We start from the raw sequence: 26,442 nt of genomic DNA on the forward strand, positions 1-26,442 counted from the left end.
TTTTCCTAATTCCTATATTATTTATATAAATTCATTCTTCGATCATATTCTTCTTCGGATAGAATATCCACATCTTGCCAACCCAAAATCCAATTACAGTTGGTGACTAAAGAATCTTTTTCCTTTGACTGGGAAAAATATCTGTCGTCAAGAATATCCAAGAAAGGCGACCTTCCTCCCTGGAAGCCAGTTTGGATATCCACTTCACTGGGATTCTCTTTTATCCAGCCGATTAGTTCTTCTAGTATTTCATAGTGCTGCAATTCACTAAATGATTTAGTCGCTTCCATCGCGTCTTCTAAGAACAACAATCGGCGTGGACCTGAGTTGGCAATGAACTGCGAGTGACCACCGTTTTTTACTTGAGTGTCATAAAAGCTAAAATAGTACGCCGCCCGAAATTTTGCTGGTACTTCTTCTCTACTAAATTTCGCATCGTGAAATAGAACATTTACCCAATCAACTAACTGCTGATCTATTTCCACTAAATCGAGGTAACCAGAATCTTGGAGTTGTAGTTTTTTGCCCACATGTAGCTTTGCGTTATTCCATACAATTTCTAAGATTGGCAAATTAGATGGCTTCTTGCCAAATCTCTTAACAATACGATTTCTTGCAGCACCAAACATCATTGCTCCCTAAAAGCACCTCTGATGCTTTTAGCATTTTTGGGTTGCTCAACTACAAAAAAACGCGGCCCGTTAGGACCGCGTTTCTAAAATCATCAGCAAATTGAAGCCGGATTAGGCAGCTTTCAACGCTTCTGCGACGTCCTTCAGCTGAGACAAAGTCATCTCGGCCTTTTGTTTGGTGTCGTCATCCTTGGCGTCAGCAACATCTTCCTCAGCGTTTTTGATCGCCTGAGCCAGTTGGTCAGCGCTGATTTCGGACACCGGGATTGCCTGTTCTGCCAGAACAGTCAGGCCGCCTGGCGCCACATCAGCAAAACCGCCGCGGACGAAGTATTCGTCCCACGCGCCACCGCCATTGCGGACTTTCAAGATGCCCGGCTTGATGGTGGACATGAATGGGCTGTGGTTCTTCAGAACGCCAAACTCGCCTTCAGTGCCAGGGATCACAACCTCGGCAACTTCATCGGACAGGAGCTGGCGCTCCGGCGAGACCAACTCAAACTGGAAAAGTTCAGCCATTTGGCGTCTTCCTTGTCAGTCTTCGGTTTAGATGACCCAGCAAGTGCTCCGGTCATCAAACATTGAGAAAACCGGACGCCAGAAAGGCGTCCGGAAATTCTTATTAAGCAGCTTCTGCAGCCAGCTTCTGAGCTTTCTCGATGGCTTCGTCAATGGAGCCAACCATGTAGAAAGCTGCTTCCGGCAGGTGGTCGTATTCACCTTCAACAAGGCCTTTGAAGCCCTTGATGGTGTCTTCCAGAGCAACGAGCTTGCCTGGAGAACCGGTGAAGACCTCAGCCACGAAGAACGGCTGGGACAGGAAGCGCTCGATCTTACGAGCACGTGCCACAGTGAGTTTGTCTTCTTCAGACAGTTCGTCCATGCCGAGGATGGCGATGATATCCTGAAGAGCCTTGTAGCGCTGCAGAGTACCCTGAACAGCACGGGCTGTTTCGTAGTGCTCTTCACCGATGATACGGGCATCCAGCATCCGGGATGAGGAATCCAGCGGATCCACAGCCGGGTAGATGCCTTTTTCAGCGATGGCGCGGTTCAGAACCGTGGTCGCATCCAAGTGAGCAAAGGTCGAAGCCGGTGCCGGGTCGGTCAAGTCATCGGCAGGAACGTAAACGGCCTGAACCGAGGTGATCGAACCCTTGTTCGTGGTGGTGATCCGCTCCTGCATGCCGCCCATGTCGGTGGCAAGTGTCGGCTGGTAACCCACAGCAGACGGGATACGGCCGAGAAGCGCGGACACCTCAGAACCAGCCTGGGTGAAGCGGAAGATGTTGTCCACGAAGAACAGAACGTCCTGGCCTTCATCACGGAAATGTTCCGCAACGGTCAGACCGGTCAAAGCAACACGTGCACGGGCTCCGGGAGGCTCGTTCATCTGACCGTAAACGAGAGCCGCTTTGGAGCCTTCTCCGCCGCCTTCCTTGTTCACGTTGGATTCGATCATTTCCCAGTAAAGGTCGTTGCCTTCACGGGTCCGCTCACCAACACCGGCGAAAACGGAGTAACCACCGTGCGCCTTAGCGATGTTGTTGATCAGTTCCATGATGAGAACGGTTTTACCAACGCCGGCGCCGCCGAACAGACCGATCTTACCGCCCTTTGCGTACGGTGCGAGAAGGTCAACGACCTTGATGCCCGTTACAAGGATTTCAGCTTCGGTGGACTGCTCGATGAATTCCGGAGCTTCCTGGTGAATGCCGCGCTTGGCTTCGTGCTTGATTTCGCCAGCATCATCAACCGGCTCACCAATCACGTTCATGATGCGGCCGAGTGTGCCGTCACCAACCGGAACCATGATGGCAGAACCGGTATCGACAACTTCTTGACCGCGAACCAGACCCTCTGTGGAGTCCATCGCGATGGTACGTACTGTGTTTTCGCCTAAGTGCTGAGCAACTTCGAGCACCAAGCGGTTGCCCTGGTTGTCTGCTTCAAGAGCGTTCAGGATCAACGGCAGATGGTCATCGAACTTGACGTCGACAACGGCGCCGATGACCTGGGTGACCCGTCCGACTTTTTTGTCAGCCATTTCCCTAATCCTCGTCTCGATCCCGTTACAGCGCTTCCGCGCCTGAGATAATTTCAATCAATTCGGTCGTAATCTGAGCCTGACGCTGGCGGTTGTAGTTGATCGTCAGCTTGTCGATCATGTCGCCTGCGTTGCGCGTCGCGTTGTCCATTGCGGACATACGGGCGCCTTGCTCAGATGCAGCGTTTTCCAGAAGAGCCCGGAAAACCTGAATGGAGATGTTCCGCGGCAGGAGATCTGCGAGGATCTCGGCCTCATCCGGCTCATACTCGTAGACCGCGCTGGCGCCTTCTTCGTCGTTGCCTTCACTTGCTTCGAAGTGAGCAGGAATCAACTGCTGTGCAGTTGGGATCTGGGCAATGACAGATTGGAAGGTCGCGTAGAACAGCGTGCAGACGTCAAACTCACCATTGTCGTACATGGAGAGGATTTTCCGGCCGATTTCATCCGCGTTGGAGAAACCGACGTTCTTGACGCCGCGCAGCTCGATAGTTTCGATCACGTGCTGGCCGAGGTCACGCTTGATTGCGTCAAACCCTTTCTTGCCCACACAGAGGATCTTAACCGTCTTGCCCTGCCCGATCAGGCTTTTGGCCTTTTCGCGTGCCAGCTTGGCGATGTTTGTGTTGAAGCCGCCGCAAAGACCGCGTTCGGCGGTAGCAACGACCAGGAGATGAACCTGGTCATTGCCCGTACCGGACATCAGCTTCGGAGCGTCGTCGCGACCTTCAAAAGCCACGGCGAGGTTGGCCAGCACGCTTTCCATGCGTTCCGCATAGGGACGCGCGGCCTCCGCAGCTTCCTGTGCACGACGCAGTTTCGCCGCGGCCACCATTTGCATGGCCTTGGTGATTTTCTGCGTCGCCTTAACAGAAGCGATGCGGTTTCGTAAGTCCTTCAGGCTCGGCATGGCCGCCCCTGCTCCTTATCCCAGCGTGTGGTCTTAAGCGAAGTTCTTGGCGAACGTGTCGAGCGCAGCTTTCAGCTTGCCCGTCAGATCGTCGTCAAGTGCCTTCTTCTCCCAAATGGCGTCGAGCAGCTCTTTGTGCTCACCGCGCAAGAACAGAAGAAGACCTTCTTCAAATTCCTTCACACGGTCGACCGGATGGTTGTCGAGGTAGCCGTTCACACCAGCGTAGATCACGGCGACCTGCTCTTCGGTTTTCAGCGGCGAGAACTGCGGTTGTTTCAGAAGTTCGGTCAGGCGTGCACCGCGGTTCAGCAGGCGCTGGGTGGTGGCATCCAGGTCAGAACCGAACTGCGCGAACGCAGCCATTTCACGGTACTGAGCCAGTTCACCCTTAATCGGGCCAGCAACCTGTTTCATCGCCTTGATCTGAGCGGAAGAGCCCACGCGGGACACCGACAGACCGACGTTCACAGCTGGGCGGATACCCTGGTAGAACAGGTCGGTTTCCAGGAAGATCTGACCGTCGGTGATCGAGATCACGTTGGTCGGAATAAACGCGGAAACGTCGTTGCCCTGGGTTTCAATGACCGGTAGAGCGGTCAGGGAGCCCTTGCCATGGTCTTCGTTCAGCTTCGCAGCACGTTCCAGCAGACGGGAGTGCAGGTAGAAAACGTCGCCCGGGAAAGCTTCACGTCCCGGCGGGCGGCGAAGAAGCAGAGACATCTGACGGTAAGCAACAGCCTGTTTGGTCAGATCGTCGTAACCGATCACGGCGTGCATGCCGTTGTCACGGAAGAACTCGCCCATTGCGCAGCCAGCGAATGGTGCCAGGAACTGCAGCGGAGCAGCTTCGGACGCGGTCGCAGCGATAACGATGGAGTATTCCAGAGCGCCGTTGTCTTCCAGTGTCTTAACGAACTGGGCAACGGTGGAGCGCTTCTGACCAACCGCAACGTAGATGCAGTAGAGTTTTGCATCTTCGTCGTCGCCAGCATGCAGCGGCTTCTGGTTGAGGAAGGTGTCGAGGATGATCGCAGTCTTACCAGTCTGACGGTCACCAATGACAAGCTCGCGCTGACCACGGCCAACCGGGATCAGGGCGTCAATAGACTTGAGGCCGGTAGACATCGGCTCATGCACGGACTTACGCGGCAGGATGCCCGGCGCTTTAACGTCCACACGGCGTTTTTCAGTTGCCTCGATCGGGCCTTTGCCGTCGATCGGGTTGCCGAGCGGATCGACAACGCGGCCCAGAAGACCTTTACCAACCGGGACTTCAACGATGGCGCCGGTCCGCTTAACGGTGTCGCCTTCTTTAATGTCACGGTCAGAACCGAAGATAACGACACCGACGTTGTCGGATTCCAGGTTCAGGGCCATGCCCTTGATACCACCTGGGAATTCGACCATTTCACCAGCCTGGACTTTGTCCAGACCATAAACACGGGCGATACCGTCACCGACGGAGAGCACCTGACCAACTTCAGAAACTTCGGCTTCCTGGCCAAAGCTCTTGATCTGGTCCTTGAGGATTGCGGAAATTTCCGCGGCCCGAATATCCATCAGCCGACCTCTTTCATCGCGAACTTGAGTGAATTGAGCTTAGTACGCAGTGACGTGTCGATCATGCGGGATCCGACCTTGACCACCAGGCCACCGATCAGAGCAGGATCAACTTTCGCTGCGATGTTTACGGATTTGCCCGTGGAAGCAGAAAGCGCTTCTTTCAGGGCAGCGACATGTTCGTCAGACAGCTCAGCTGCGGATGTTACCTCAGCTGTTTCCTCGCCACGCTTTTCTGCAAGCAGAGCGCGGAACGCCTTGATCATGCCGGGAAGAACGAAGAGGCGCCGGTTACGGGCTGCCAGCTTCACAAAGTTTGCGGCCAGGCCTTTGATGCCAGCCTTGTCCAGAAGTGCGGTGAGCGCTGCAAGCTGCTCCTCAGCACTGAATGCCGGGCTTTTCACAAGACGGTCGAGATCGTCGCTTTCGGCAAGCATGCCTTCAAAAGCTGTCAGATCCCGTTCCACGTCCGCCGTTACGCCGTCACCCTCTGCGAGATCGAGAAGGGCGGACGCATAACGCTGTGCCACGCCGGATACGAGAGATACGTTGTCAGTCACCAGGTCCGTGCTCTCTGACGTTTTTCATGCCCGCAAAACGGCTAGCGTCCGCAAGACATTGAAAAAATGAATGATTTCAAGGTCAGAAGGTATGACGGTTAAACCGTTCCCCCAAAGCCGCGCCTCAATTAGCACAGGGTTTCCCAGTGTGCAACGCCGCCGAAAGGCTGTATTTGCTGATTCAGAGCTGTTTTTTGCCCTATCGTCATAAAAAACGGCGAGGACCAATACCTCGCGCACCCTATAAACCTTTAGACGACTGCCGGAATCCGCCGCGCAAACAGGCAACTCTATTTACGGTGTCTGTGCCACCAAAGAATAATAATGCAATTACCGTTAGACCTCTAACAGCGGCTCAAACCCGCCGAAGATCGTCCGCTTCAAATTAAAAACCTCACCGGCACTCGGCATGAACTCGCCCCAGCGTGGATCCTGCTCCATCTTCCCCATCGCGGTATCGGCCGTTTCTTTGTCGGGCCAGGTGACCCAGGCAAAGACGACTGTTTCGTCGTCTTCCTTTTTCACCGCCATGGGCATTGAGGTGACTTCTCCGTCCGGAACATCCATGCCCCAGGCTTCACAGCAACCGACCGCACCATATTCCTTTAACAGCATCCAGGATTTTTCTGCGATCTCTTTGTACTCTTGCTGTTTGGCCGATTTAACAGGAGCCAGAAATCCTTGAACATATGTCATTTCCAAAACCTCCCTAATTGAAACGGTTGAGTTTCTCATGATGCCGAATGATTTCAAACGGCGGGAGGTAGATTTGCGGGCAAATGCAGGACGAAATCTGCCGTCAAAGGAAGTGTTGAGGATCAATGTCGACCTGCACCCGAAGGCCCTTGCTCGGCTTGTGTCCGGCCGCGAGCCAGCCCCTAAGATAGGACTGCAGGTCATATTGGCGCGGCGCCATGGCGAGCAGGCGGAACCGGTAACGGCCGCGGACCATGGCAAGAGCCGCCTCGGCAGGCCCAAGCAGGGTAACTGCGGAATCCTGCGGCGCAGCGCGGACAAGCTGCCGGGCGTAACCTTCGGCAAATACCTTGTCCGGCCCCGATATCACCACGGCAGCAAGGCGGCCAAACGGAGGCAATCCGGCTGCACGGCGGGCTTCGATCTCTGCTTGGTAGAAGGCATGTTTGTCATTGGACAAAAGCGCTCTGATCACAGGGTGGTCCGCGCTGTAGGTCTGGAGAAAACCCCGACCTCCGCCAGTGACCCGGCCAGCGCGGCCGGTCACCTGCGCCAGCAACTGGAAGGTTTTTTCCGCAGCGCGCGGATCTCCATGCGCCAGGCCGAGATCCGCATCGACCACTCCAACCAGCTTCAGTTTCGGGAAGTTGTGGCCTTTGGCGACCAGCTGCGTACCGATAATGATATCGGCGCCGCCTTCTTCGACGATCTTCATTTCCCGCTTCAGGCGTTCTGGCCCGCCGGGCAGATCGGACGACAACACCAACGTTCGTGCTTGGGGAAACAGGTCGCTCACTTCTTCTGCAATCCGTTCAACGCCTGGACCACACGCAACGAGCGTATTGGTGCTTTGGCACGATGGGCAGCTTTCAGGGACACGCTCATTATGCCCGCAGTGGTGACACACCAGTTTCTTCTGAAACCTGTGCTCGACCAGCCAGGTGCTGCAGTGCGGACATTGGAACCGATGGCCACAGGTGCGACATAATGTCAGGGGCGCATATCCGCGGCGGTTTAGGAACAAAAGCGACTGATCGCCATTGGCATATGATTCTTTGATTGCGCCCACCAAACTCGGCGCCAGCCAGCGCCCCTGCTCCGGTCCATCCAGACGCATGTCGATGGCGGCCAGGTCCGGCAACGCCGCGCCCGAGGCTCGATCGGGCAGTTCTACGAGACCATACCGTCCTTGTTCAGCGTTCACCCGGCTTTCGATCGACGGCGTGGCGGACGCCAGCACAACAGGAAATCTTGAGATATGACCCCGCACCACTGCCATGTCCCGGGCGCTGTAGGGCACACGGTCATCCTGTTTGAAGGCGGCATCGTGCTCTTCGTCAACAATGATCAGCCCGAGTTCCTTGAACGGCAGAAACAAAGACGAGCGCGCGCCGATTACCACCCGGACATCGCCAGAGGCGACCCCACGCCAGACCCGGGCCCGGTTCTTTGGCGTGATTTCGGAGTGCCATTCAGCAGGATAAACGCCGAATCTTTGTTCGAACCGGCGCAGAAATTGTTCGGTCAGCGCGATTTCCGGCAAGAGAACCAGCGCCTGTTTATTCCGTTTGAGTGCTTCAGCAATCGCCTCGAAATAGACTTCGGTCTTTCCTGATCCCGTGACGCCGTCGATCAGAGTGACTGCAGCGCCCTTGTCGAAACTGTCTTGCAGAGTTTCTGCAGCGGCTTGCTGAGCTGGCGTCAGTTCCTTTTGCGCATAGTCTAACTGGGGTTTCGGCGGAGGCGGTGCAGCCGGCATGAAAACAACTTCCAGAACTTCCTGATGGATCAGCCCGTCGATCACCGACGCGCTGACACCAGCCGCATGAGCCAGCCCGCTCTTGGTCCAGACGAAGCCATCTTCCATTGTTTCCAGAACCCGGCGCCGAGCCGGGGTCATGCGCTCTGGTTCAGCGCCTTCGATGCGCCTGACGCCAGGCACCGGCGCTTCCGGCTCCAACGCCTCTTCTGATCTGAGCACCATGCGCACCACCATGCCCGGTGCGCCCAGGGTCCAGCTGGCCACCCAATCGACAAACCGGCGCAGATCTTTATCCAGCGGCGGTGTGGTCTCATAGATATGGGAAATGGATTTTAGTTTTTTCGGGTTGATCGCTGCATCCGGCTCCCCATCCCAGACAGCGCCAATCACTTCGCGGGGTCCAAGTGGAACCTTGACGATGGTGCCAGGAACGACCGTCTGGCCGGTCGCCACTTTATATGTATAGGCCACCGGCACCGCGACCGGCACCAGAACGCTCGCGATCGTCTCTTTTGGTTCCAAATCGTCAAACAGCACGGCGCTTCGCAGTCTTTCCCATGTGATCAGACACAAGTTTTCAAACGGCCAGCCGTTTCAAACGACGAACCAATGTTGTGCCCGGAGATCGCCCGGATCTGGCTCCAGCGCAAGCCAACAGAATTTTGAGGTACGTACCACAAAAATTCTATCACTAGAGAATCAGGGCTTCAGTTGCGTCTCATCCTAGGCTAAAGAAAGCGCAGCTGACCATTCATTCGTTCGCCCGCCAGTCTGCGCGGGCCATCTGGCGCAGACACTCAGCGCCTACTGGGAGACATCATCCATGAAGTTTTTCGTCGACACCGCGGATACCGCGGAAATCCAAGAGCTGGAAGCAACCGGCCTTCTCGACGGCGTCACCACCAATCCGTCCCTGATCGCAAAGTCCGGCAAGGATTTCAAAGAGGTGATCGCCGAGATCTGCAAGATCACCAACGGCGATGTTTCTGCCGAAGTTGCCGCAACCGACTTTGACACCATGATCAAGGAAGCGCATGTCCTGCGCGCTATTGCCGACAATGTCGTTATCAAACTGCCGCTGACCTTCGACGGACTGAAAGCCTGTAAGCAGCTGACCAACGAAGGCACCAAAACGAACGTGACGCTGTGCTTTTCTGCCAATCAGGCTCTGCTCGCTGCAAAAGCCGGCGCAACTTACATTTCACCGTTCATCGGCCGTTTGGACGACATCCACATGGATGGCCTTGAGCTGATCCGCGAAATCCGGGTGATCTACGACAACTACGGCTTTGAGACAGAAATCTTGGCCGCGTCCATCCGCACCGCAAACCACGTGAAAGACTGTGCGATCATCGGCGCAGACGTGGCAACGGTTCCGCCGTCAACGCTCAAATCCCTGGTCAAGCACCCGCTGACCGACAAGGGTCTGGACGCATTCATGAATGACTGGGCCAAAACTGGCCAGAGCATTCTCTAAGAGATTTCAATCTCGAAACAGAAAAAGCCCCGCAGAAAACTGCGGGGCTTTTTTGCTGGAAATCCCACCAATATGAAGCCCGCGATGATCAGGCTGCTTTTTCTGAACTTGTCCGGTCTTCGACCAGCGCGGCCAGAGCTTCGCGAAGGGACTGGTTCAAGGTCTCGTCTACTAGCTTGCCTGCTTCGGTATCGAATTTTTCACCAAAGGGACCAACCGACAGACTGCCGCGGATGTCGGCGCCAAAGAAACCGGCGGATCCTGTTGCGGAATTCAGAACGCTCGCAGCGCCACCAGGCCCCATGGACGCGGATAGTGCGACCTGTGGCTTATCCTGGAAAACCTTCATATTGATGCGCGAAGCCCAATCGAACACGTTTTTGAAGGCGGCGGTATAGGTACCATTATGCTCGGCATAGGAGACGATCACGGCGTCGGCGGACCCGATCTTGTCGAAGAACCGCTTGGCTTCCTCCGGAATACCACCCTCATTCTCCCGATCGATGCTGTAGATCGGCATCTCATAATCATTGAGATCGATCACCTCTATGTCCGCTGACGGATCCAGATCGGACTTAATGATGTCGCCGGCAGCTTGTACCAGCTGCTTGTTGATGGACTGGCGGCTGTTTGTGGCGGCAAATGCGAGAACTTTCATGGCTCAACCTCATTGGTGAATTCGAACTGTCATCGTGTTGAACCAGATTTAGTATGCTGCATATTTGTTTTAAAGTGATCGAATTTGACATCATATGCGCGAAAATGTGACATATCGATATGGAACATTGGACAGAAATCAGAACCGCCGCGCGTGTCGCCCGCCTCGGAACGGTCACCGCAGCTGCAGATGCGCTTGGCGTTCACCGGGCAACCATCAACCGGCACATCGATACGCTGGAAGCCGCTTTGGGCGGCAAGTTGTTTCAACGTCATGCAAAAGGATTCACGCCAACCGATCTCGGCCGCGAGCTTCTGCGGATCGCCGATACGGCCGACGATCAGTTTGAAGAACTCCACCGCAAAGCCAAAGGCGGTTCGGATACGTTGCAAGGCGATTTCATCGTCACATCAATAGCGACCTACGCTTCGGCCTTAATGCCGATCCTGAAAACTTTTGGAGACAAACACCCCGACCTGATCATCCGCTATCTGGTGAGCGACAGTTTATTGCGCCTGGAATACGGCGAAGCGCATGTCGCCTTTCGCGCTGGGAGCAAACCGGATAATCCAGACAATGTTGTGCGCGAAATAGAACACATCGAGATGGGGCTTTTTGCCCACGCCAGCTATGTCAGCCGCTATGGTCTGCCAGCAGGACTGGAAGATCTGAAAAACCACCGGTTTGTGGGTTCAGATAGCGGCACCCATCGTGCGCCCTTTTTGGTGTGGCTTCACAAAACCATTGCAGCAGAAAACTTTGTTTGCCGGGCCAACACTATTCAAGCCATGGCAGAAGCCATTCAATGTGGAATCGGCATCGGGTTTCTGCCGCGCCATTCTGCGAACAATCAACCTGATCTCAGTGAGGTCATTCCTCCTCAGCCAGAATGGGTTTCCCATATGTGGATGGTCACACATATGGATTTGCATCGAACAGCAAAAGTTCAGGCCTTCATCAAGGAACTCGGTCAATTAAAACGGTTCGGGGACTGGCTATGACCGCTCTGGAAAAGGCTCCGTGAATTAACGAAACGCTTGGGAGTTCTTCGTAAATTTGTCCTTATGTCTTCTGCTGATCCCAATACCCTGCTGGTGACCGCCAAACCGGACCTCAACGACCGGATTACAAAATGGCTAGATCACCTTGCGGATGAACGGCGTCTTTCTGACAAAACGCTGATCGCCTATGAACGGGATCTGCGTCAGTTCCTGCGGTTCTTGACCAATCATCTGGGCGGAGCCCCAGGCCTCAAAGACATCGCAACACTCCGTCCCGCAGATTTTCGCGGGTTTCTGGCTCAAAGGCGGCGGCAAAAAGTTCAAAGCCGGTCGCTGGCCCGTGGCCTTGCGGGGATCCGGTCCTTTCTAAAATTTCTGGAACGCAGAGGCGAAATCAATGCAGCCGCCTCCGATGCCGTGCGCCCGCCGCGGCAAGCGCGGTCGTTGCCCAAACCGGTCTCAGCCAAGGATGCTATCGACATCACAAGCGGCGATCTGGCAATGGAGGCGGAAGCCTGGATCGAAGCGCGCAACGCAGCCGTTCTGACGCTTTTATATGGCTGCGGTCTTCGAATATCAGAGGCCCTGTCCCTCACCGGCAAAATGGCGCCGAAGCCAGGCACCAAAACCATGCGCATTGTCGGCAAGGGCCGCAAGGAACGGATTGTGCCGATCCTGCCAGCCGTCTGCGAAGCCGTCGCGCAATATTTGAAACTCTGTCCCTATGCGATTTCCGCCGACGGTCCGCTGTTTCTGGGCGCGCGCGGCGGGCCGCTCAATCCACGGATGGTTCAACTCGCAATGGCCAAGCTGCGAAGTGCCTTGGGCCTGCCCGACACCGCCACGCCGCATGCGCTACGCCATTCCTTTGCAACCCATTTGCTTGCAGGCGGCGGCGACCTTCGCACCATTCAGGAGTTGCTGGGTCACGCGAGCCTGGCATCGACACAAATATATACAGAGATCGACAGCGCCCATTTGTTGGCGGCCTATGACAAGGCTCATCCCCGGCGTTAGATCAGCTGGTATTGCCAGGATGCGGCAGTCTATAAACAGATCGCATCTTGCCATCCGGAAAATCTTCCCGGGCGATCTGTTCGCCGCCCAGTTTCAAAACCAGTTTTTGGGCCGCTATATTGGCGTCGTCCATATGGGTTTCGACCATGGGCCAGCCATAGCTGTCATAAGCGTGCCGGATCGCGGCTTGCGAGGCTTCAACGGCAACGCCATTGCCGCGCGCCTCCGGCAAAAGCCACCAGGTCAGCTCCCGCCGGGGCCAGCCTTCCGGCCACACGAGACCACAGCCGCCGAGAGGAGCGCCACCTTCTTTCGGCACGATCATCCACATCCCGTATCCGCGCAGTTGCCAATGTCCCAGGTGACCTGCCAATGTCCGCCAGGCCTGATCTTCCCGCAAGGGGCCGCCATAAAAATGGGATGCCTCGCCGTCTGAGAAAAACTGTCTGTAGATTGTGAAATCATCAGCAGACGGTGGCCGCAGCAAAAAGTGCGGGCTGTCCAAACTATGCATGGCAATACTCTTGATTGATGGCCCAGAACAGGCATCATGCAGGCAAAAAAGGTGAACCCTTCGACTGGAACGCTTCACACAAGGCACCTGTGGTATAGGGCGTTCTACTTTGAAGCAAGCAGATAGAAAGAAACAACCGCGGAGGACGGGGATGCGTATTGCGCCTATTACAGTTGGCCTCCTGGCCTCACTGGCGATCTTTCAAGACCCGTCGCAAGCTCAATCTCAACCGCAATCAGATCGCATCTATTGCCCCATTCCAGAAGACGGCATCTGGGTCAATCCAGATGCTAAACCGAAAGAAATCACACGGGTTGAGGTGGAAAGCCGTTGCGAGGACGAACAGGTTTTCGTGCGCGCCCGCGCCTTTACCTCCTGCATTCCGCGCGACTGCAAATGGGGCTGGACCAAAGCTGAAATGCGGTCAGATGGGGTGGTGAAGGTTCTGCTGATCGGTTTTCTGCGCAGCAAGCAGATCACATTGAAAGCTTTTGGCGATCTGCTGGATGTCCGAGTTATCAACATTATCAACGACCTGTCCGAACCGAATGTCACGAAGGTCTACAACCTTCAACGAAAGTAACCCTATCGTTCACAATGTGCCCTGTTTTTCCGGTTTTCCTTGGCCAATTGGGAGATCTGGATTACCTTAGGGAACGTAAAGCGTTCGCAAGTGCAATGAGAGGGATGAGAATATGCGTCTATTGACCAGTGGTCTTGCCGCCCTTGCGGTGTGCGCCTTTGCCGTTGCCCCGGCCCATGCGTGCTCCTGGGGCAAAACTGCCAGCTCTGGAAAAATGACGGTTGCCGAAACAAGCACCGTTCCAGAAACGGATGTTTCTATCGCGACAAACGACCTCAGCGAAGAAACGCTCAAGGAAGTGATCGTCCCGACAGAAACTCCGGAAACACCGGCGGACTAATCGACCACTCTTTGTTGCTCCAATCCAAACCCGCTGCCCCGGCAGCGGGCTTTTTTATTCTCACTCAGTGAGGATGGCTGTGTTGTGGGTCGCTCGGGTCCACCTCGTCGGTGTGCCGGTACTCCTCAAGCGCCTGGCGTAGGATTTGGACCGCAGAGTTGATGAAGAGCGTTGCCATCAAGCCGGCAACGATCAAATCAGGCCAGGCAGTTGCGGTGCCCCAGACCCCAAGGGCGGCCAGCATCACAGCAACATTGCCGATGGCATCATTGCGCGAACACAGCCAAACAGAGCGGACATTGGCGTCGCCATCCTTGTAGCGCACCAGCAGCATCACGCTGGCCAGATTGACAGCCAGTGCCAGAAACCCGATGGACCCCATGATTTCGGCTTTCGGAACCCCTAAAACAAGGAACTGGTAAGCCGTTGAGCCGCCCACCCACAGGCCCATCAGCAACAGGCTCGCTCCCTTAAAGAGCGCTGCAACCGCACGGGTTTTGAGCGACGCGCCAATAACCGCCAGCGAAATGCCGTAGGTAACCGCATCGCCAAAAAAATCCAGGGCGTCGGCTTGCAAGGCCTGCGAGCGCGCCGCATGGCCGGCTGCCATCTCGACCACAAACATTGTGGCATTCAACGCGATCACCAGCCACAGCCGGCGTTTGTAATCCTTTGATACACCGTCGAATTTGGTGTTTGACCCGCAACAGGCGCCCATCGCGCTTTGCTCCTTGATTTTTGTCTCTAGCATCTGTGTAATCCCTATAGCGACTAGAGGTTCAAGAGGTATTTTGATGGATTTTTCAATCGGCGAGCTGTCCAAGGCAACCAGCGTGAAAGTGCCGACGATCCGCTACTATGAAAAAGAAGGGCTTTTGGATGCCCCAATCCGGACTGAAGGCAATCAACGGCGTTACCGCAAGACCGATCTGGAGCGGTTGCGATTCTTAAAACACTGCCGGGATCTTGGCCTGCCCATGGAGGCGATCCGGGAACTGATTGACCTCAGCCAGCACCCGGAAAAACCATGCAGCAACGCCAATCGTATTGCAGCGGAACAGCTGGCCGCCGTCCGCGCACGGATCAAACACTTGAAAAAACTGGAAAAAGAACTCGCCCGCATTTCTGCCAGCTGCACTGGTGAACACCCAGCCGCCGATTGCAATATCTTGAAAGCCTTCGGCGATCATGAGCTTTGTTTGGGAGAGCATTAGCGGATGATTCTTCTAAACTCACTTCTTCAAACAATGATTTCGGGCAGTTAAAATAAATACCCGGGTGGCAAACCCGGGTATAATCAGATGTTGTTCAAGCTGAACCTTTCTCAGGTGGCCAGCCTCCCAACCATTTCTAGAATTTGCCGTTGTTGTGGGCCATTTCGGCGGGTATGGGAGAAACCACGTCCCAATGTTCGACGATCTTGCCATCTTCAACACGCCAGAGATCAAAAAATGCCCAAGGCTTTCCGCCCATGATGGCGTCTGAGGCAACAAAGACAAAATTGCCTTCCGCAACGACAATTTGCGGTTCGAATTTGGTGATGACCTGCCCCTGCTCGGCAAAGGATTTAATCGCGGCCATCAAACCGTCCAGGCCGTCATCAATCATCGGGTTGTGCTGCATGTAGACGGCCGGATCCATGTAGTTGGTCACCTTCTCCGGCGCAGCGCCGCCAAGCACATCGCGGACAAATCCAACAACCAGCTCTTTGTTTTCCTGGGTCTTGCCGAGGTCGGTGATTTCCGCCGGACCGTCCGTCATGGATCGCCCGGAAACAGTCGTTTCGGGCTTGGGCTGAAGGTTGTCCCAATGTTCTGCAACCACTCCGTCCTCAACCCGGAACACATCGAAGGCAATCAGGCTTGGCGCACCAAACGCGTCCGCGTTGTCGTAAGTGTTGTGCAGGACAACGTAGTTCCCCTCGGAAATAATCCGGTGGGTCGTTGTGGTCATACCGGAGGCCTTAATCGCCGGGATAACCGACAGCAGCCCGTCCGCACCGGTCGCAATTGCCGGATTGTGTTGAATGTAATCTGGGGCCAACAGGGGCTTGGCTGCCTCGGGGTCATGATCTGCAAAGGCAGCGGTCAAAAGCGCAACAACCAGTTCTTTCGGCGACATGGGAACATCCTTTCGTTTGTCATTGCACTAGTAAGTATTCAAAACGCACTAGATTGCAATTACGCACTTTAAAGGTATGTGGTATGCCCTAGGATACCGCCTTTATTCCAGGACCTTGCAGGAACCCATTTTAGTATGATATTCAGCTTTGGTATCCATTCCGCACCACGGAAGACCAATGTTACCGATTGGCGTTGCAAACAAAGCGGAAGCGTCGAACTGTTCCATCCGCTCCGTCCTGTCAAATGTCACCGGCAAATGGCGGATGATCATCATTCTCGCGCTTGAAGACGGCCCGAAACGCTTCGGCGCGATCAAACGCTGCATCGGAGATGTTACTCAGCGCGTCTTAACGGAAAACCTGCGTGGCCTTCAGCGCGACGGTTATCTTACCCGCACGGTCGACCCGGGCCCGCCAGTGGCCGTTTCTTATGAATTGACACCGTTGGGCCATGAATTGCTGGCGAACCTGAAACCGCTGGTCTTCTGGTCTGCCGAACAAATGAACCAGGTCAAAACCGCCCGAATGGAATACGACAAGGCGCATCCTGACTGATTTTTGACCCTTCCCAACCCTAATCCGAGACGATTTCGTTCAGGTCAGCGTTTCAGTTTGAGGAGCGCCCCTGGTTCTCCTCCGCAGTGACAACAGTAACTGGCGTTGGCTCCCAAAACAAAAAAGCCCGGGCAAGACCCCGGGCTTTTCCAATTCTTTAGCTGCCAAAAAATTCTTATGAATGGATCGGCTTGGCGAAGGCGCCCATGGCGGCTTCCTTGACGGCTTCCGACATGGTCGGGTGGGCGTGGCAGGTGCGGCCGAGGTCTTCGGCTGAGCCGCCGAATTCCATCAGGACAGCGGCTTCGTGGATCATTTCGCCCGCGCCGAACCCGACGATGTGAACGCCCAGCACCTGATCGGTCTTGGCATCAGACAGAACTTTGGCAAAACCATCGGTGTGGTTCATCGCACGTGCCCGGCCGTTGGCTGAGAAGTTGAATTTGCCAGTCTTGTACTCAATGCCGGCAGCTTTCAGCTCTTCTTCGGTCTTGCCGACGGAGGCGACTTCCGGCTGGGTGTAAACAACGCCCGGAATGACATCGTAATTCACGTGACCAGCCTGACCTGCCAGGATCTCGGCAACCGCAACCCCTTCATCTTCCGCCTTGTGAGCCAGCATCGGACCAACAACCACATCGCCGATGGCATAAATGCCGTCGACGTTTGTCTTGTAATGGGTGTCGATGGCAACCCGGCCGCGGTCATCGAGCGCAACACCAGCGGTCTCCAGGCCGAGGCCTTCGGTGTAGGGGCGCCGCCCGATGGCCACCAGAACGATGTCGGCCTCAAGAACTTCCGCATCGCCGCCTGCTGCCGGTTCAATCGAAACCGCCAAGCCCTTGCCCTTTTTCTCAACGCCAGTGACTTTGGAGGAGAGCTTGAACTTCATACCCTGCTTCTTCAGCATCCGATTGAAGTTCTTCGAGACATCGCCGTCCATCGGGCCAAGAATCTTCGGCAAGAATTCAACAACGGTGACTTCCGAGCCAAGGCGGTTCCATACGGAGCCAAGCTCCAGGCCGATAACACCGCCGCCAACAACGATCAGTTTGCCAGGAACCTTGTCCAGTTCCAGCGCGCCGGTGGACGACACGACCTGCTTTTCGTCGATTTCAACACCCGGCAGCGGCATAACATCGGAGCCGGTGGCAATGACGATGTTCTTGGTGTCCAGTACGGTGGCCTTGCCATCGTCGGCGATGACTTCAACCTTGCCTTGTCCCAGGATCTTGCCAGTGCCGGTATGAACGTCAATCTTGTTTTTCTTCATCAGGAAGGAGATGCCACTGACATTGGCATCCACCACATCCTGGCGGTGTTTCATCATTTCCGGCAAGTCGAGCTTCGGCTTGGAGACCTTGATGCCCAGCTTTTCAAAACCATGACCGGCTTCTTCGAACATTTCAGAGGCATGCAACAGCGCCTTCGACGGAATACAGCCGATGTTCAGGCAGGTGCCGCCAAGGGTCGCGCGTTTTTCGACAACCGCGGTCTTCAGACCGAGCTGAGCCGCCTTGATCGCACAGACATAGCCGCCAGGGCCGGTTCCGATGACGACAAGATCATATTGGGACATTGTGGGTCGCCTTTGCCTTCTTCAGTTCTTTTTCCGCTATATAATGCGGATCAGGGTAGTATCGCGCGGCCGCCGGAAACATCCAGGATCGCGCCGGTTGTGTAACTTGCTTCGTCAGACAGCAGCCACTTGATGGCCTTGGCCACTTCTTCGGCGCTGCCTGCGCGTTTCATGGGAAGCTTGGATTCCAGTTGCGCCACCCGGTCGGGCAGGCCGCCGGAGGCATGAATTTCCGTGTCAATGATGCCGGGCCGCACCGCATTCACACGAATGCCCTCGTCGGCAACTTCCAGAGCCAATCCAACGGTCATCGTGTCGATCGCTCCCTTGGAGGCAGCATAGTCGACATATTGGTTCGGCGAACCGAGCTTGGAGCCGGCAGAGCCCAGGTTGACGATTGCCCCGCCTGTGCCGCCATGTTTGGTGGACATGCGTTTGACCGCTTCGCGGGCACACAGGAACGATCCGATCAAGTTGATCGAGAACATCCGAATTAGCCGGTCGAGCGACATTTCATCAACCCGCTGTGGGTTGTCGACCACTCCAGCGTTGTTGACGAGGCCAACAAGCGTGCCCTGGTCATCGCAGGCGGAAAAAATCGCCAGAACGTCAGCTTCCGATTGCACATCGCCTTGGATCGCAAAGGCCGACCCGCCACGCGCTTCAATATCAGCGACGACCGCATCGGCTGCCGTCTTGTTGTGCACGTAGTTGACCGCGACCGTGTGGCCAAGATCTGCTGCGGCAAGACAGGCCGCAGCGCCAATGCCGCGGCTGCCGCCAGTGACCAGAACAATGCCCGCCGCCATCCGTTACTGCTCCGCCAACGCGAGGCGCAGGCCAAAGCCGGCAAAGGTGGCCGCAATGGTCCGGCGCATCCACAACATCACCTTATCGCTCTTCAGCACTTTCTCACCGACCAACGCGGCAAAAAGACCGTAGATGATGAAGACGGCAAAGGTCATGGCCATAAAGACACCACCGAGCAGCAGCATATCCAACGTTGGATTGGCGGCGACCGGATCAACAAATTGCGGCAGAAACGCCAAGAAGAACACCGTCAATTTCGGGTTCAAGATGTTGATTAGGAATGCGGTGCGCGCTGTTGCCAGAAGGCTCTTGCGGCTGGATTTATCCGCCTTCAATTCCAGCGGCCCACTATCTTTCAACGTCTGCCACGCCAGATAGAGCAGATAGGCAACACCAGCGTATTTCACCAATTGGAAGATCAGCGCGCTGGTGTGCATCAGCGCGGCCAGTCCAACAACGGAGGCGAGAATCGCCGGAATTATTCCAAGAGTGCAGCCGAAGGCAGCAGCGATTGCTGCCTGCCGACCTTTTCCAAGTCCAACCGCCACGGTGTAGACCACACCAGTACCGGGGACCAACACCACGATCAGGGCGGTGATCAAAAACTCCAGACTCATATTCCGGCTCCTCTGAGCGTCGGAGGGGGAAAGGCCTGGATCAGAGATCCAGAACCAAACGCTGCGGGTCTTCCAGGCTTTCCTTGACGCGGACCAGGAAGGTCACGGCTTCCTTGCCGTCAACGATGCGGTGATCGTAGCTGAGCGCCAAATACATCATCGGGCGGATGACGACCTGACCGTTCACGGCCATCGGGCGTTCCTGGATCTTGTGCATGCCCAGAATGCCGGACTGCGGCGCGTTCAGGATCGGAGAGGACATCAGCGAGCCGTAAACACCACCATTGGAGATGGTGAAGGTGCCGCCGGTCATGTCGGCCATGCCGAGTTTGCCGTCGCGCGCCTTGCGGCCGAGATTACCGATCTCCTGCTCGATTTCCGCAATCGACATCTGGTCAGCGTCGCGGACAACCGGAACCACCAGACCCTTGTCGGTGCCAACAGCAACGCCGACGTGGCAGAAGTTTTTGTAGATGATGTCAGTGCCATCGATCTCGGCGTTTACGGCCGGGATTTCTTTCAGCGCGTGGGTCACGGCTTTGGTGAAGAAACCCATGAAGCCGAGCTTGACGCCATGTTTCTTCTCAAACAGGTCCTTGTACTGCTTACGCAGCTCCATGACCGGACCCATGTCCACTTCGTTGTAAGTGGTCAGCATGGCCGCTGTGTTCTGAGCATCTTTCAGGCGGCGCGCGATGGTCTGACGCAGCTTGGTCATGCGCACGCGCTCTTCACGCACTTCATCTTCCGCTGCGACCGGGCCACGGGCAACTGGCGTCGAAGCCGGAGCAGCCGTTGCTGTTGCACCAGACGCAATAGCGTTGATGACATCGCCCTTCAGAACCTGGCCGCGTTTGCCGGAGCCAGCAACCTGATCGGCAGAAATATTCTTTTCAGCCATCATCTTGGCCGCAGACGGTGCCGGCGGCATGGATGTGCCTGCACTCGCCGCCGGAGCAGCGGTAGGAGCGGGAGCACTTGCAGCCGGAGCAGCTGCGGCACCTGCACCAGACGGATCGATCTGGCAGAGCAGAACACCCGGCTCCACAGTTGCACCGGTTTCAGCGGCAATCGCGACAACAGTGCCACCGACTGGGGCCGGAACTTCCTGAGCGGCCTTATCGGTTTCCAGTTCGACCAGCGTGTCATCCGCCTTGACGACATCACCAACTTTGACGCTCCACTCGCCGACCTCAGCTTCGGTGACGCTCTCACCTGCACTCGGCGTCACGACATCGACCAGCTCAGCCTTAGCCGCAGCCGGTGCTTCTTCTTTTTTGGCCGGAGCGGCCGCTGCAGGAGCAGCAGTAGCGCCAGCCCCTTCTGCGATCTGACCAAGCAGGGCGCCGACTTCAACAGTGTCGCCTTCCTTGACCACGATGGATTCCAATGTTCCGGATGCCGGTGCCGGAACTTCAACGGTCACCTTGTCGGTTTCCAGTTCGACCAGCGGTTCATCCTGGTTGATGGCATCGCCTGGTTTCTTGAACCACTGAGCAATGGTTGCCTCGGATACAGATTCACCTAGCGTCGGGACGCGAATTTCGGTTGCCATGGTTGCCTTCTCTTAAATTTCCCAGGCCAATTTCGATGGAGGGGGCCCCTGCCCCCTTCCGTGATCAGTTTCCGAGTGCCTCTTCGAGGAACGCCTGCATCTGAGCCAAATGCGCAGACATCAAGCCTGTTGCAGTCGATGCCATGGCAGCCCGTCCGGCGTAGCGCGGACGCTTGTGCTTGGCGTCGATCTGTCCCAGGACCCACTCAATATACGGTTCGACAAAGAACCAGCTGCCCATGTTCTTCGGCTCTTCCTGGCACCAGACCATCTCCGCATGCGGGAAACGGGCCAGCTCCATCATCAGAGCCTTTTTCGGGAATGGGTACAGCTGCTCAACACGCATCAGGTAGATGTCGTTGAGGCCGCGCTTCTCGCGCTCTTCGTAAAGGTCATAGTAGACCTTGCCGGAGCACATGACGACGCGCTTAATCTTGTCGTCGGAAACCAGCTTTGTTTCAGCCGCCGGATTAGATTCCGCATCATCCCACAGCAGACGGTGGAACGTGCTGTCCGGGCCGAGTTCCTCGATCTTCGACACTGCCTTCTTGTGACGCAAGAGCGATTTCGGCGTCATCAGAATGAGTGGCTTACGAATATCGCGGCGCAACTGACGGCGCAGGATGTGGAAGTAGTTGGCCGGAGTCGAACAGTTCGCGACCTGCATGTTGTCTTCCGCACAGAGCTGAAGATACCGCTCCAGGCGGGCAGACGAGTGTTCGGGTCCCTGACCTTCATAGCCATGCGGCAGAAGACAGACCAGACCAGACATGCGTAACCATTTCCGCTCACCGGAGGAAATGAACTGGTCGAACAGGACCTGCGCCCCGTTGGCAAAATCACCGAATTGGGCTTCCCACATGGTTAGGGCCGTCGGCTCGGCCAGCGAATAGCCATACTCAAAACCAAGCACCGCTTCTTCTGAGAGCATCGAGTTGATGACCTCATAGCGCTGCTGGTTTTCGTCCACGTGGTTCAGCGGAATGTAGCGGCTTTCATTTTCCTGATCGTAGAGCACAGAGTGGCGCTGGGAGAACGTGCCACGCTCACAGTCCTGACCGGAGAGGCGCACCGGATGGCCTTCCTTCAAAAGCGAACCAAAGGCAAGAGCCTCGGCAGTCGCCCAGTCAATGCCTTCCCCAGTTTCGATCATGCGTTCACGGTTGTTCATGAAACGCGCAATCGTGCGGTGCGCATTGAAGTCGTCCGGGATCCGAGTGAGCCCCCGCCCGAGTTCTTTCAGCTCATCAAGCGGCAAGCCGGTTTCCCCACGGCGCGGATCTTCTTCGTCATCCGCGCGTTTCAAACCAGCCCATTTGCCGTCAAGCCAATCAGCCTTGTTCGGCTTAAACGCCTGGCCGGAATCAAACTCCGTATCCAGATGTTTGCGCCAATCGGCCTTCATCCGGTCGACGTCTTCCTGCTTCATCACACCTTCATTGATCAGCCGGTCGGAATAGAGCTGCAAAGTGGTCTGATGCTTGCGGATCTTGCGGTACATGATCGGCTGGGTGAATGCCGGCTCGTCACCTTCGTTGTGGCCAAAGCGGCGGTAGCAGATCATGTCAATGACCACCGGACGGCCGAACGTCTGGCGGTATTCGATCGCGATCTTTGCGGCAAAAGTGACGGCTTCCGGATCATCCGCATTGACGTGGAAGATTGGAGATTCGATCACCTTTGCCATATCCGACGGATAGGGCGAGGACCGCGAGAAACGCGGGTTGGTGGTGAAGCCGATCTGGTTGTTGATGATCACATGGATCGAACCGCCGGTCCGGTGGCCGCGCAGTGCGGACAGGCCGAAACACTCAGCGACAACACCCTGACCAGCAAAAGCTGCATCGCCATGCAGAAGCAGCGGCAGCACAGTGGTGCGGTCAACTTCGGTCGTCGTGATAAATGTGCCGTTATCAGCAGCAGCAAGTTGGTCCTGCTTGGCGCGCGCCTTGCCGAGGACGACTGGATTGACGATTTCCAGATGCGACGGGTTCGCCGTCAGCGATAGGTGGACGTCGTTGCCGTCAAAGGAGCGGTCGGAGGATGCACCAAGGTGATATTTCACGTCACCGGAGCCTTCAACATCGTCCGGCGCGTAAGACCCGCCCTTGAATTCGTGGAAGACAGCGCGATGTGGTTTGCCCATCACCTGGGTCAGCACGTTCAAGCGGCCTCGGTGGGCCATGCCAAGCACGATGTCCTTAAGGCCCATCTGGCCGCCGCGCTTGATGATCTGTTCAAGCGCCGGGATCAAGGCTTCACCGCCATCCAGGCCGAAGCGCTTGGTGCCGGTGTATTTCACATCAAGGAATTTTTCGAAGCCTTCAGCCTCAACCAGCTTGTTGAGGATTGCTTTCTTACCTTCAGAGGTAAAGGCAACCTGCTTGTCCGGACCTTCGATGCGCTCCTGAAGCCAGGCTTTTGCCGCCGGGTCGGAGATGTGCATGAATTCAACGCCGAGCGTCGAGCAATAGGTCCGCTTCAGGATATCCAACATCTCACGGATGGTGGCGTATTCCAGTCCGAGAACATGATCGATGAAGATCTTGCGGTCCCAATCAGCTTCGACGAAGCCATAGGACGACGGGTGCAATTCTTCATGATCGCCCTTGCCGGCCAGCCCCAGCGGGTCGAGATCTGCGTGAAGGTGACCACGCATGCGATACGCGCGGATCATCATCAGGGCGCGGACAGAATCGCGTGTCGCCTGATGAACCTCGGCGTCCGATATCGGCGCACCTTTTGTTTCCGCTTTTTTCTTTAGCTTGTCTTCAAGCTTTTTCTCAATCGGCGCCCAATTGCCGTCAAAGGCATTGACGAGATCGCCGCTGGCCTCAACCGGCCAATCCTTGCGCTTCCAGGGCGCGCCGCGGGCTTCTTTTAGGACCGCTTCTTTTTCATCCTGGAAAGCCGCGAAGAAATCTTGCCACTCCGGATCAACCGAATGGGGATCAGTCTTGTAGCTTGCGTAGAGGTCTTCGATATAGGCTGCGTTGGCGCCGTAAAGCAACGACGTCAGTGCGAATACGTTGTTCGCTTCCTGCCGTGCCATGTTCACTCAGCGGAGGGCTTCTCCGCCCTTATTCTTTGGCGGGCCAAAAACTGGCCCGCGGCCGGTTCCCTACAAAGACCGGCGCACATCACCGGTCCCTCGAAAAGTTGGAGCAAAGCCCCAGATTGCGGCACGTTGCCGCGCCGTAACCTATCCTTTGGACCATGCAGCAGGAAACGTAAACAGTTTCCGCTACCTGCTGCAGTTTTTTTGCAAGAATTAGCCCTTCAACACTTCGAGAAGTGTTTCGCCGAGCTTCGCCGGGGACGGTGACACTTTGATGCCAGCTGCTTCCATGGCTGCAATCTTGTCTTCCGCGCCGCCTTTGCCGCCGGAAATCACAGCGCCCGCGTGACCCATGGTGCGGCCCGGAGGGGCTGTGCGGCCAGCAATGAAACCAGCCATCGGCTTGGAGCGACCCTTCTTGGCTTCGTCCTTGATGAACTGAGCGGCTTCTTCTTCAGCAGACCCGCCGATTTCACCGATCATGATGATGGATTCTGTTTCATCATCGGCCAGGAACATTTCCAACACGTCGATGAACTCAGTGCCCTTGACCGGGTCACCGCCGATGCCGACAGCCGTTGTCTGGCCGAGACCAGCGTTGGATGTCTGGAACACAGCTTCGTAGGTCAGCGTGCCGGAACGGGAAACCACACCAACGGAGCCCTTCTTGAAGATGGAGCCCGGCATGATGCCGATCTTGCACTCTTCAGGGGTCAGGATGCCCGGGCAGTTCGGTCCAAGCAGACGGGAGTTGGATTTTTCCAACCGGCGCTTGACCTTGACCATGTCGGCCACCGGGATGCCCTCGGTGATGCAGACGATGAACGGGACTTCCGCATCGATCGCTTCGATGATCGCTGCGCCCGCGCCTGCCGGCGGGACGTAGATCACGGAGGCGTCTGCGCCGGTTGCTTCCTTGGCTTCACCAACAGTGGCAAAAATCGGCAGCTCAGCAGCGCTTTCCAGACCGGAAGACCAGCTCTCGCCGCCTTTTTTCGGGTGCACACCAGCGACCATCTTGGTGCCGTAATATTCCAGTGCCTGTTCCGTGTGGAAGGTGCCGGTTTTACCGGTCAGGCCCTGAACGATGACTTTCGTGTCTTTATTGACGAGGATCGACATTTACGCGCCCCCCTTAACGGCTTTCACGATTTTCTGGGCGGCGTCGTCGAGATCGTCAGCGGCGATCACATTCATTCCGCTGTCGGAAATGATCTTCTTGCCGAGCTCAACGTTGGTACCTTCGAGGCGCACAACAAGCGGAACCTTCAGACCAACTTCGGTCACAGCGGCCAGAACGCCTTCTGCGATGATGTCGCAGCGCATGATGCCGCCGAAAATGTTGACCAGGATGCCTTTGACGTTCGGATCAGAGGTGATGATCTTGAACGCAGCCGTCACCTTCTCCTTGGTCGCACCGCCACCAACGTCGAGGAAGTTGGCTGGTTCAGCACCGTAGAGCTTGATGATGTCCATGGTTGCCATGGCAAGGCCGGCGCCATTGACCATGCAGCCGATGTCGCCATCCAGCGCAACGTAAGCGAGATCGTATTTGGACGCTTCGATTTCCTTGGCGTCTTCTTCGGTCTCATCACGCAGAGCCATGATGTCGTCGTGGCGGAACAGGGCGTTGCCGTCAAAGGACACTTTGGCATCGAGGACACGCAGGTGGCCGTCTTTCATGACGATCAGCGGGTTCACTTCCAGAAGCGCCATGTCTTTTTCAACGAAGGCTTTGTGGAGGATCGGGAACAGCTTGAAGCCATCTTCACGTGCCGCACCGGTCAGCTCCAGAGCGTCGCACAGCTTGGCAGCGTCCGCTTCGGTTACGCCAGTGTCCGGATCGATCGGCAGCGTGATGATTTTTTCCGGTGTCTCTTCGGCGACAGCTTCAATGTCCATGCCGCCTTCAGTCGAGACAACAAATGCCGGACGGCCAACGGTGCGGTCTACCAGGATCGAGAGGTAAAGCTCGCGCTCGATGTCGGCACCGTCTTCAATGTAGAGACGATTGACGACTTTGCCTGCGTCACCGGTCTGGGCGGTCACCAGCGTGTTGCCGAGCATTTCTGCCGCATGCGCTTTGACTTCGTCCAGAGAGAAGGCGAGGCGGACACCACCCTTGGCGTCGGCATTAAGTTCTTTGAACTTGCCCTTGCCGCGGCCACCAGCGTGGATCTGCGATTTCACAACCCAAAGCGGGCCCGGCAGGCTTTTGGCGGCGGCTTCTGCTTCATCGGCAGAAAAGATCGCAACGCCCTCGGCCACTGGAGCACCGAATTCCTTCAGCACGGCCTTGGCCTGGTATTCATGAATGTTCATGTGTTTCCCCCGTTGTCGGAGGACCGCCCCAACACAGGGCGGCCGCTAAAACTTTTGGCAGGCA

26 protein-coding genes are annotated in these 26,442 nt (G+C 56.1%); 7 read left to right on the forward strand and 19 right to left on the reverse strand.

The genetic code is table 11. The features are described 5' to 3' along the window. Positions 1 to 17 precede the first annotated feature (17 nt). The 8 genes from ACOOFE_RS24430 to ACOOFE_RS24465 form a co-directional block, all read right to left on the reverse strand. Positions 18 to 629, reverse strand: a complete 612-nt coding sequence (locus ACOOFE_RS24430; RefSeq protein ID WP_420412443.1) for a DMP19 family protein — start codon at positions 627 to 629, stop codon at positions 18 to 20. A gap of 114 nt (positions 630 to 743) precedes the next feature. Then, a complete protein-coding gene (locus tag ACOOFE_RS24435) occupies positions 744 to 1,151 on the reverse strand; it encodes a F0F1 ATP synthase subunit epsilon (RefSeq protein ID WP_420412444.1) in 408 nt (135 codons plus the stop codon). A 103-nt stretch (positions 1,152 to 1,254) separates the two neighbouring features. Next, the gene (gene atpD / locus ACOOFE_RS24440; protein ID WP_141183811.1) at positions 1,255 to 2,679 is read right to left on the reverse strand and encodes a F0F1 ATP synthase subunit beta; all 1,425 of its coding nucleotides are present in this window, start codon (positions 2,677 to 2,679) and stop codon (positions 1,255 to 1,257) included. 25 nt (positions 2,680 to 2,704) lie between these two features. Continuing rightward, positions 2,705 to 3,589, reverse strand: a complete 885-nt coding sequence (locus tag ACOOFE_RS24445; protein WP_141183812.1) for a F0F1 ATP synthase subunit gamma — start codon at positions 3,587 to 3,589, stop codon at positions 2,705 to 2,707. A 33-nt stretch (positions 3,590 to 3,622) separates the two neighbouring features. Further along, complete coding sequence (atpA, locus tag ACOOFE_RS24450; protein WP_141183813.1) at positions 3,623 to 5,152, reverse strand: F0F1 ATP synthase subunit alpha; 1,530 nt, start codon at positions 5,150 to 5,152, stop codon at positions 3,623 to 3,625. Next, positions 5,152 to 5,712, reverse strand: a complete 561-nt coding sequence (locus ACOOFE_RS24455) for a F0F1 ATP synthase subunit delta (protein ID WP_420412445.1) — start codon at positions 5,710 to 5,712, stop codon at positions 5,152 to 5,154. Before ACOOFE_RS24455 ends, atpA begins: the two co-directional genes overlap by 1 nt. 336 nt (positions 5,713 to 6,048) lie before the next feature. Next, positions 6,049 to 6,408 (reverse strand): DUF1428 domain-containing protein, encoded by a 360-nt coding sequence (locus ACOOFE_RS24460; protein ID WP_420412446.1) that lies wholly within the window; start codon positions 6,406 to 6,408, stop codon positions 6,049 to 6,051. Positions 6,409 to 6,511: 103 nt separating this feature from the next. Beyond that, positions 6,512 to 8,707 (reverse strand): primosomal protein N', encoded by a 2,196-nt coding sequence (locus tag ACOOFE_RS24465; protein ID WP_420412447.1) that lies wholly within the window; start codon positions 8,705 to 8,707, stop codon positions 6,512 to 6,514. A 286-nt stretch (positions 8,708 to 8,993) separates the two neighbouring features. Between ACOOFE_RS24465 and fsa the strand changes: the two genes are divergently transcribed. Next, positions 8,994 to 9,647, forward strand: coding sequence for a fructose-6-phosphate aldolase (gene fsa, locus ACOOFE_RS24470; protein ID WP_141183816.1), 654 nt, complete (start codon positions 8,994 to 8,996; stop codon positions 9,645 to 9,647). A gap of 88 nt (positions 9,648 to 9,735) precedes the next feature. Here fsa and ACOOFE_RS24475 read toward each other — a convergent pair whose 3' ends face one another. Then, complete coding sequence (locus ACOOFE_RS24475) at positions 9,736 to 10,305, reverse strand: NADPH-dependent FMN reductase (RefSeq protein WP_420412448.1); 570 nt, start codon at positions 10,303 to 10,305, stop codon at positions 9,736 to 9,738. A 119-nt stretch (positions 10,306 to 10,424) separates the two neighbouring features. On the opposite strand from ACOOFE_RS24475, the gene ACOOFE_RS24480 reads away from it, so the two are divergent. Both ACOOFE_RS24480 and ACOOFE_RS24485 read left to right on the forward strand, forming a co-directional pair. Next, positions 10,425 to 11,306: a LysR family transcriptional regulator gene (locus tag ACOOFE_RS24480; RefSeq protein ID WP_420412449.1), complete on the forward strand. Its 882-nt coding sequence runs from the start codon at positions 10,425 to 10,427 to the stop codon at positions 11,304 to 11,306. A gap of 63 nt (positions 11,307 to 11,369) precedes the next feature. After that, positions 11,370 to 12,323: a tyrosine recombinase XerC gene (locus ACOOFE_RS24485; RefSeq protein WP_420412450.1), complete on the forward strand. Its 954-nt coding sequence runs from the start codon at positions 11,370 to 11,372 to the stop codon at positions 12,321 to 12,323. Position 12,324: 1 nt separating this feature from the next. Here ACOOFE_RS24485 and ACOOFE_RS24490 read toward each other — a convergent pair whose 3' ends face one another. After that, a complete protein-coding gene (locus tag ACOOFE_RS24490) occupies positions 12,325 to 12,837 on the reverse strand; it encodes a GNAT family N-acetyltransferase (RefSeq protein ID WP_420412451.1) in 513 nt (170 codons plus the stop codon). A 151-nt stretch (positions 12,838 to 12,988) separates the two neighbouring features. On the opposite strand from ACOOFE_RS24490, the gene ACOOFE_RS24495 reads away from it, so the two are divergent. Continuing rightward, positions 12,989 to 13,420: a serine/threonine protein kinase gene (locus ACOOFE_RS24495; RefSeq protein ID WP_420412452.1), complete on the forward strand. Its 432-nt coding sequence runs from the start codon at positions 12,989 to 12,991 to the stop codon at positions 13,418 to 13,420. A gap of 112 nt (positions 13,421 to 13,532) precedes the next feature. Then, a complete protein-coding gene (locus ACOOFE_RS24500; protein WP_420412453.1) occupies positions 13,533 to 13,760 on the forward strand; it encodes a hypothetical protein in 228 nt (75 codons plus the stop codon). Positions 13,761 to 13,824: 64 nt separating this feature from the next. Here ACOOFE_RS24500 and ACOOFE_RS24505 read toward each other — a convergent pair whose 3' ends face one another. After that, a complete protein-coding gene (locus ACOOFE_RS24505) occupies positions 13,825 to 14,478 on the reverse strand; it encodes a cation transporter (protein WP_420415633.1) in 654 nt (217 codons plus the stop codon). Positions 14,479 to 14,554: 76 nt separating this feature from the next. Between ACOOFE_RS24505 and ACOOFE_RS24510 the strand changes: the two genes are divergently transcribed. Continuing rightward, positions 14,555 to 14,974, forward strand: coding sequence for a MerR family transcriptional regulator (locus ACOOFE_RS24510; protein ID WP_141183822.1), 420 nt, complete (start codon positions 14,555 to 14,557; stop codon positions 14,972 to 14,974). A 136-nt stretch (positions 14,975 to 15,110) separates the two neighbouring features. On the opposite strand, the gene ACOOFE_RS24515 is transcribed toward ACOOFE_RS24510, so the two are convergent. Next, entirely contained in the window at positions 15,111 to 15,881 is a 771-nt protein-coding gene (locus tag ACOOFE_RS24515) for a nuclear transport factor 2 family protein (protein WP_420412454.1), read from the reverse strand. A 178-nt stretch (positions 15,882 to 16,059) separates the two neighbouring features. Between ACOOFE_RS24515 and ACOOFE_RS24520 the strand changes: the two genes are divergently transcribed. Continuing rightward, a complete protein-coding gene (locus ACOOFE_RS24520) occupies positions 16,060 to 16,437 on the forward strand; it encodes a winged helix-turn-helix transcriptional regulator (protein WP_420412455.1) in 378 nt (125 codons plus the stop codon). Positions 16,438 to 16,612: 175 nt separating this feature from the next. On the opposite strand, the gene lpdA is transcribed toward ACOOFE_RS24520, so the two are convergent. The 7 genes from lpdA to sucC form a co-directional block, all read right to left on the reverse strand. Then, entirely contained in the window at positions 16,613 to 18,016 is a 1,404-nt protein-coding gene (gene lpdA, locus ACOOFE_RS24525) for a dihydrolipoyl dehydrogenase (RefSeq protein ID WP_420412456.1), read from the reverse strand. Positions 18,017 to 18,066: 50 nt separating this feature from the next. Then, positions 18,067 to 18,825, reverse strand: a complete 759-nt coding sequence (locus ACOOFE_RS24530) for an SDR family oxidoreductase (protein ID WP_420412457.1) — start codon at positions 18,823 to 18,825, stop codon at positions 18,067 to 18,069. 3 nt (positions 18,826 to 18,828) lie between these two features. After that, positions 18,829 to 19,443, reverse strand: coding sequence for a LysE family translocator (locus ACOOFE_RS24535; protein ID WP_420412458.1), 615 nt, complete (start codon positions 19,441 to 19,443; stop codon positions 18,829 to 18,831). A gap of 40 nt (positions 19,444 to 19,483) precedes the next feature. Beyond that, entirely contained in the window at positions 19,484 to 20,998 is a 1,515-nt protein-coding gene (odhB, locus tag ACOOFE_RS24540; RefSeq protein WP_420412459.1) for a 2-oxoglutarate dehydrogenase complex dihydrolipoyllysine-residue succinyltransferase, read from the reverse strand. Positions 20,999 to 21,062: 64 nt separating this feature from the next. Next, positions 21,063 to 24,050, reverse strand: coding sequence for a 2-oxoglutarate dehydrogenase E1 component (locus ACOOFE_RS24545; RefSeq protein WP_420412460.1), 2,988 nt, complete (start codon positions 24,048 to 24,050; stop codon positions 21,063 to 21,065). A 219-nt stretch (positions 24,051 to 24,269) separates the two neighbouring features. After that, positions 24,270 to 25,178, reverse strand: coding sequence for a succinate--CoA ligase subunit alpha (sucD, locus tag ACOOFE_RS24550; RefSeq protein WP_420412461.1), 909 nt, complete (start codon positions 25,176 to 25,178; stop codon positions 24,270 to 24,272). Then, positions 25,179 to 26,378: an ADP-forming succinate--CoA ligase subunit beta gene (sucC, locus tag ACOOFE_RS24555; protein WP_420412462.1), complete on the reverse strand. Its 1,200-nt coding sequence runs from the start codon at positions 26,376 to 26,378 to the stop codon at positions 25,179 to 25,181. Positions 26,379 to 26,442 lie beyond the last annotated feature (64 nt).

Origin of the sequence: Roseibium sp., assembly GCF_965216085.1 — a bacterium.
Taxonomy (GTDB): domain Bacteria; phylum Pseudomonadota; class Alphaproteobacteria; order Rhizobiales; family Stappiaceae; genus Roseibium.

Excerpts from the sequence above, each read along its gene's own strand:
- ACOOFE_RS24490 (WP_420412451.1), bottom strand. The coding sequence starts at position 12,837 with ATGCATAGTTTGGACAGCCCGCACTTTTTGCTGCGGCCACCGTCTGCT.
- ACOOFE_RS24485 (WP_420412450.1), top strand. The coding sequence starts at position 11,370 with ATGTCTTCTGCTGATCCCAATACCCTGCTGGTGACCGCCAAACCGGAC.
- ACOOFE_RS24480 (WP_420412449.1), top strand. The coding sequence starts at position 10,425 with ATGGAACATTGGACAGAAATCAGAACCGCCGCGCGTGTCGCCCGCCTC.
- ACOOFE_RS24430 (WP_420412443.1), bottom strand. The coding sequence starts at position 629 with ATGTTTGGTGCTGCAAGAAATCGTATTGTTAAGAGATTTGGCAAGAAG.
- ACOOFE_RS24515 (WP_420412454.1), bottom strand. The coding sequence starts at position 15,881 with ATGTCGCCGAAAGAACTGGTTGTTGCGCTTTTGACCGCTGCCTTTGCA.
- atpD (WP_141183811.1), bottom strand. The coding sequence starts at position 2,679 with ATGGCTGACAAAAAAGTCGGACGGGTCACCCAGGTCATCGGCGCCGTT.
- ACOOFE_RS24495 (WP_420412452.1), top strand. The coding sequence starts at position 12,989 with ATGCGTATTGCGCCTATTACAGTTGGCCTCCTGGCCTCACTGGCGATC.
- ACOOFE_RS24545 (WP_420412460.1), bottom strand. The coding sequence starts at position 24,050 with ATGGCACGGCAGGAAGCGAACAACGTATTCGCACTGACGTCGTTGCTT.
- sucD (WP_420412461.1), bottom strand. The coding sequence starts at position 25,178 with ATGTCGATCCTCGTCAATAAAGACACGAAAGTCATCGTTCAGGGCCTG.
- ACOOFE_RS24520 (WP_420412455.1), top strand. The coding sequence starts at position 16,060 with ATGTTACCGATTGGCGTTGCAAACAAAGCGGAAGCGTCGAACTGTTCC.
- atpA (WP_141183813.1), bottom strand. The coding sequence starts at position 5,152 with ATGGATATTCGGGCCGCGGAAATTTCCGCAATCCTCAAGGACCAGATC.
- ACOOFE_RS24535 (WP_420412458.1), bottom strand. The coding sequence starts at position 19,443 with ATGAGTCTGGAGTTTTTGATCACCGCCCTGATCGTGGTGTTGGTCCCC.
- fsa (WP_141183816.1), top strand. The coding sequence starts at position 8,994 with ATGAAGTTTTTCGTCGACACCGCGGATACCGCGGAAATCCAAGAGCTG.
- lpdA (WP_420412456.1), bottom strand. The coding sequence starts at position 18,016 with ATGTCCCAATATGATCTTGTCGTCATCGGAACCGGCCCTGGCGGCTAT.
- ACOOFE_RS24460 (WP_420412446.1), bottom strand. The coding sequence starts at position 6,408 with ATGACATATGTTCAAGGATTTCTGGCTCCTGTTAAATCGGCCAAACAG.
- odhB (WP_420412459.1), bottom strand. The coding sequence starts at position 20,998 with ATGGCAACCGAAATTCGCGTCCCGACGCTAGGTGAATCTGTATCCGAG.
- ACOOFE_RS24530 (WP_420412457.1), bottom strand. The coding sequence starts at position 18,825 with ATGGCGGCGGGCATTGTTCTGGTCACTGGCGGCAGCCGCGGCATTGGC.
- ACOOFE_RS24435 (WP_420412444.1), bottom strand. The coding sequence starts at position 1,151 with ATGGCTGAACTTTTCCAGTTTGAGTTGGTCTCGCCGGAGCGCCAGCTC.
- ACOOFE_RS24505 (WP_420415633.1), bottom strand. The coding sequence starts at position 14,478 with ATGGGCGCCTGTTGCGGGTCAAACACCAAATTCGACGGTGTATCAAAG.
- ACOOFE_RS24445 (WP_141183812.1), bottom strand. The coding sequence starts at position 3,589 with ATGCCGAGCCTGAAGGACTTACGAAACCGCATCGCTTCTGTTAAGGCG.
- sucC (WP_420412462.1), bottom strand. The coding sequence starts at position 26,378 with ATGAACATTCATGAATACCAGGCCAAGGCCGTGCTGAAGGAATTCGGT.
- ACOOFE_RS24500 (WP_420412453.1), top strand. The coding sequence starts at position 13,533 with ATGCGTCTATTGACCAGTGGTCTTGCCGCCCTTGCGGTGTGCGCCTTT.
- ACOOFE_RS24510 (WP_141183822.1), top strand. The coding sequence starts at position 14,555 with ATGGATTTTTCAATCGGCGAGCTGTCCAAGGCAACCAGCGTGAAAGTG.
- ACOOFE_RS24475 (WP_420412448.1), bottom strand. The coding sequence starts at position 10,305 with ATGAAAGTTCTCGCATTTGCCGCCACAAACAGCCGCCAGTCCATCAAC.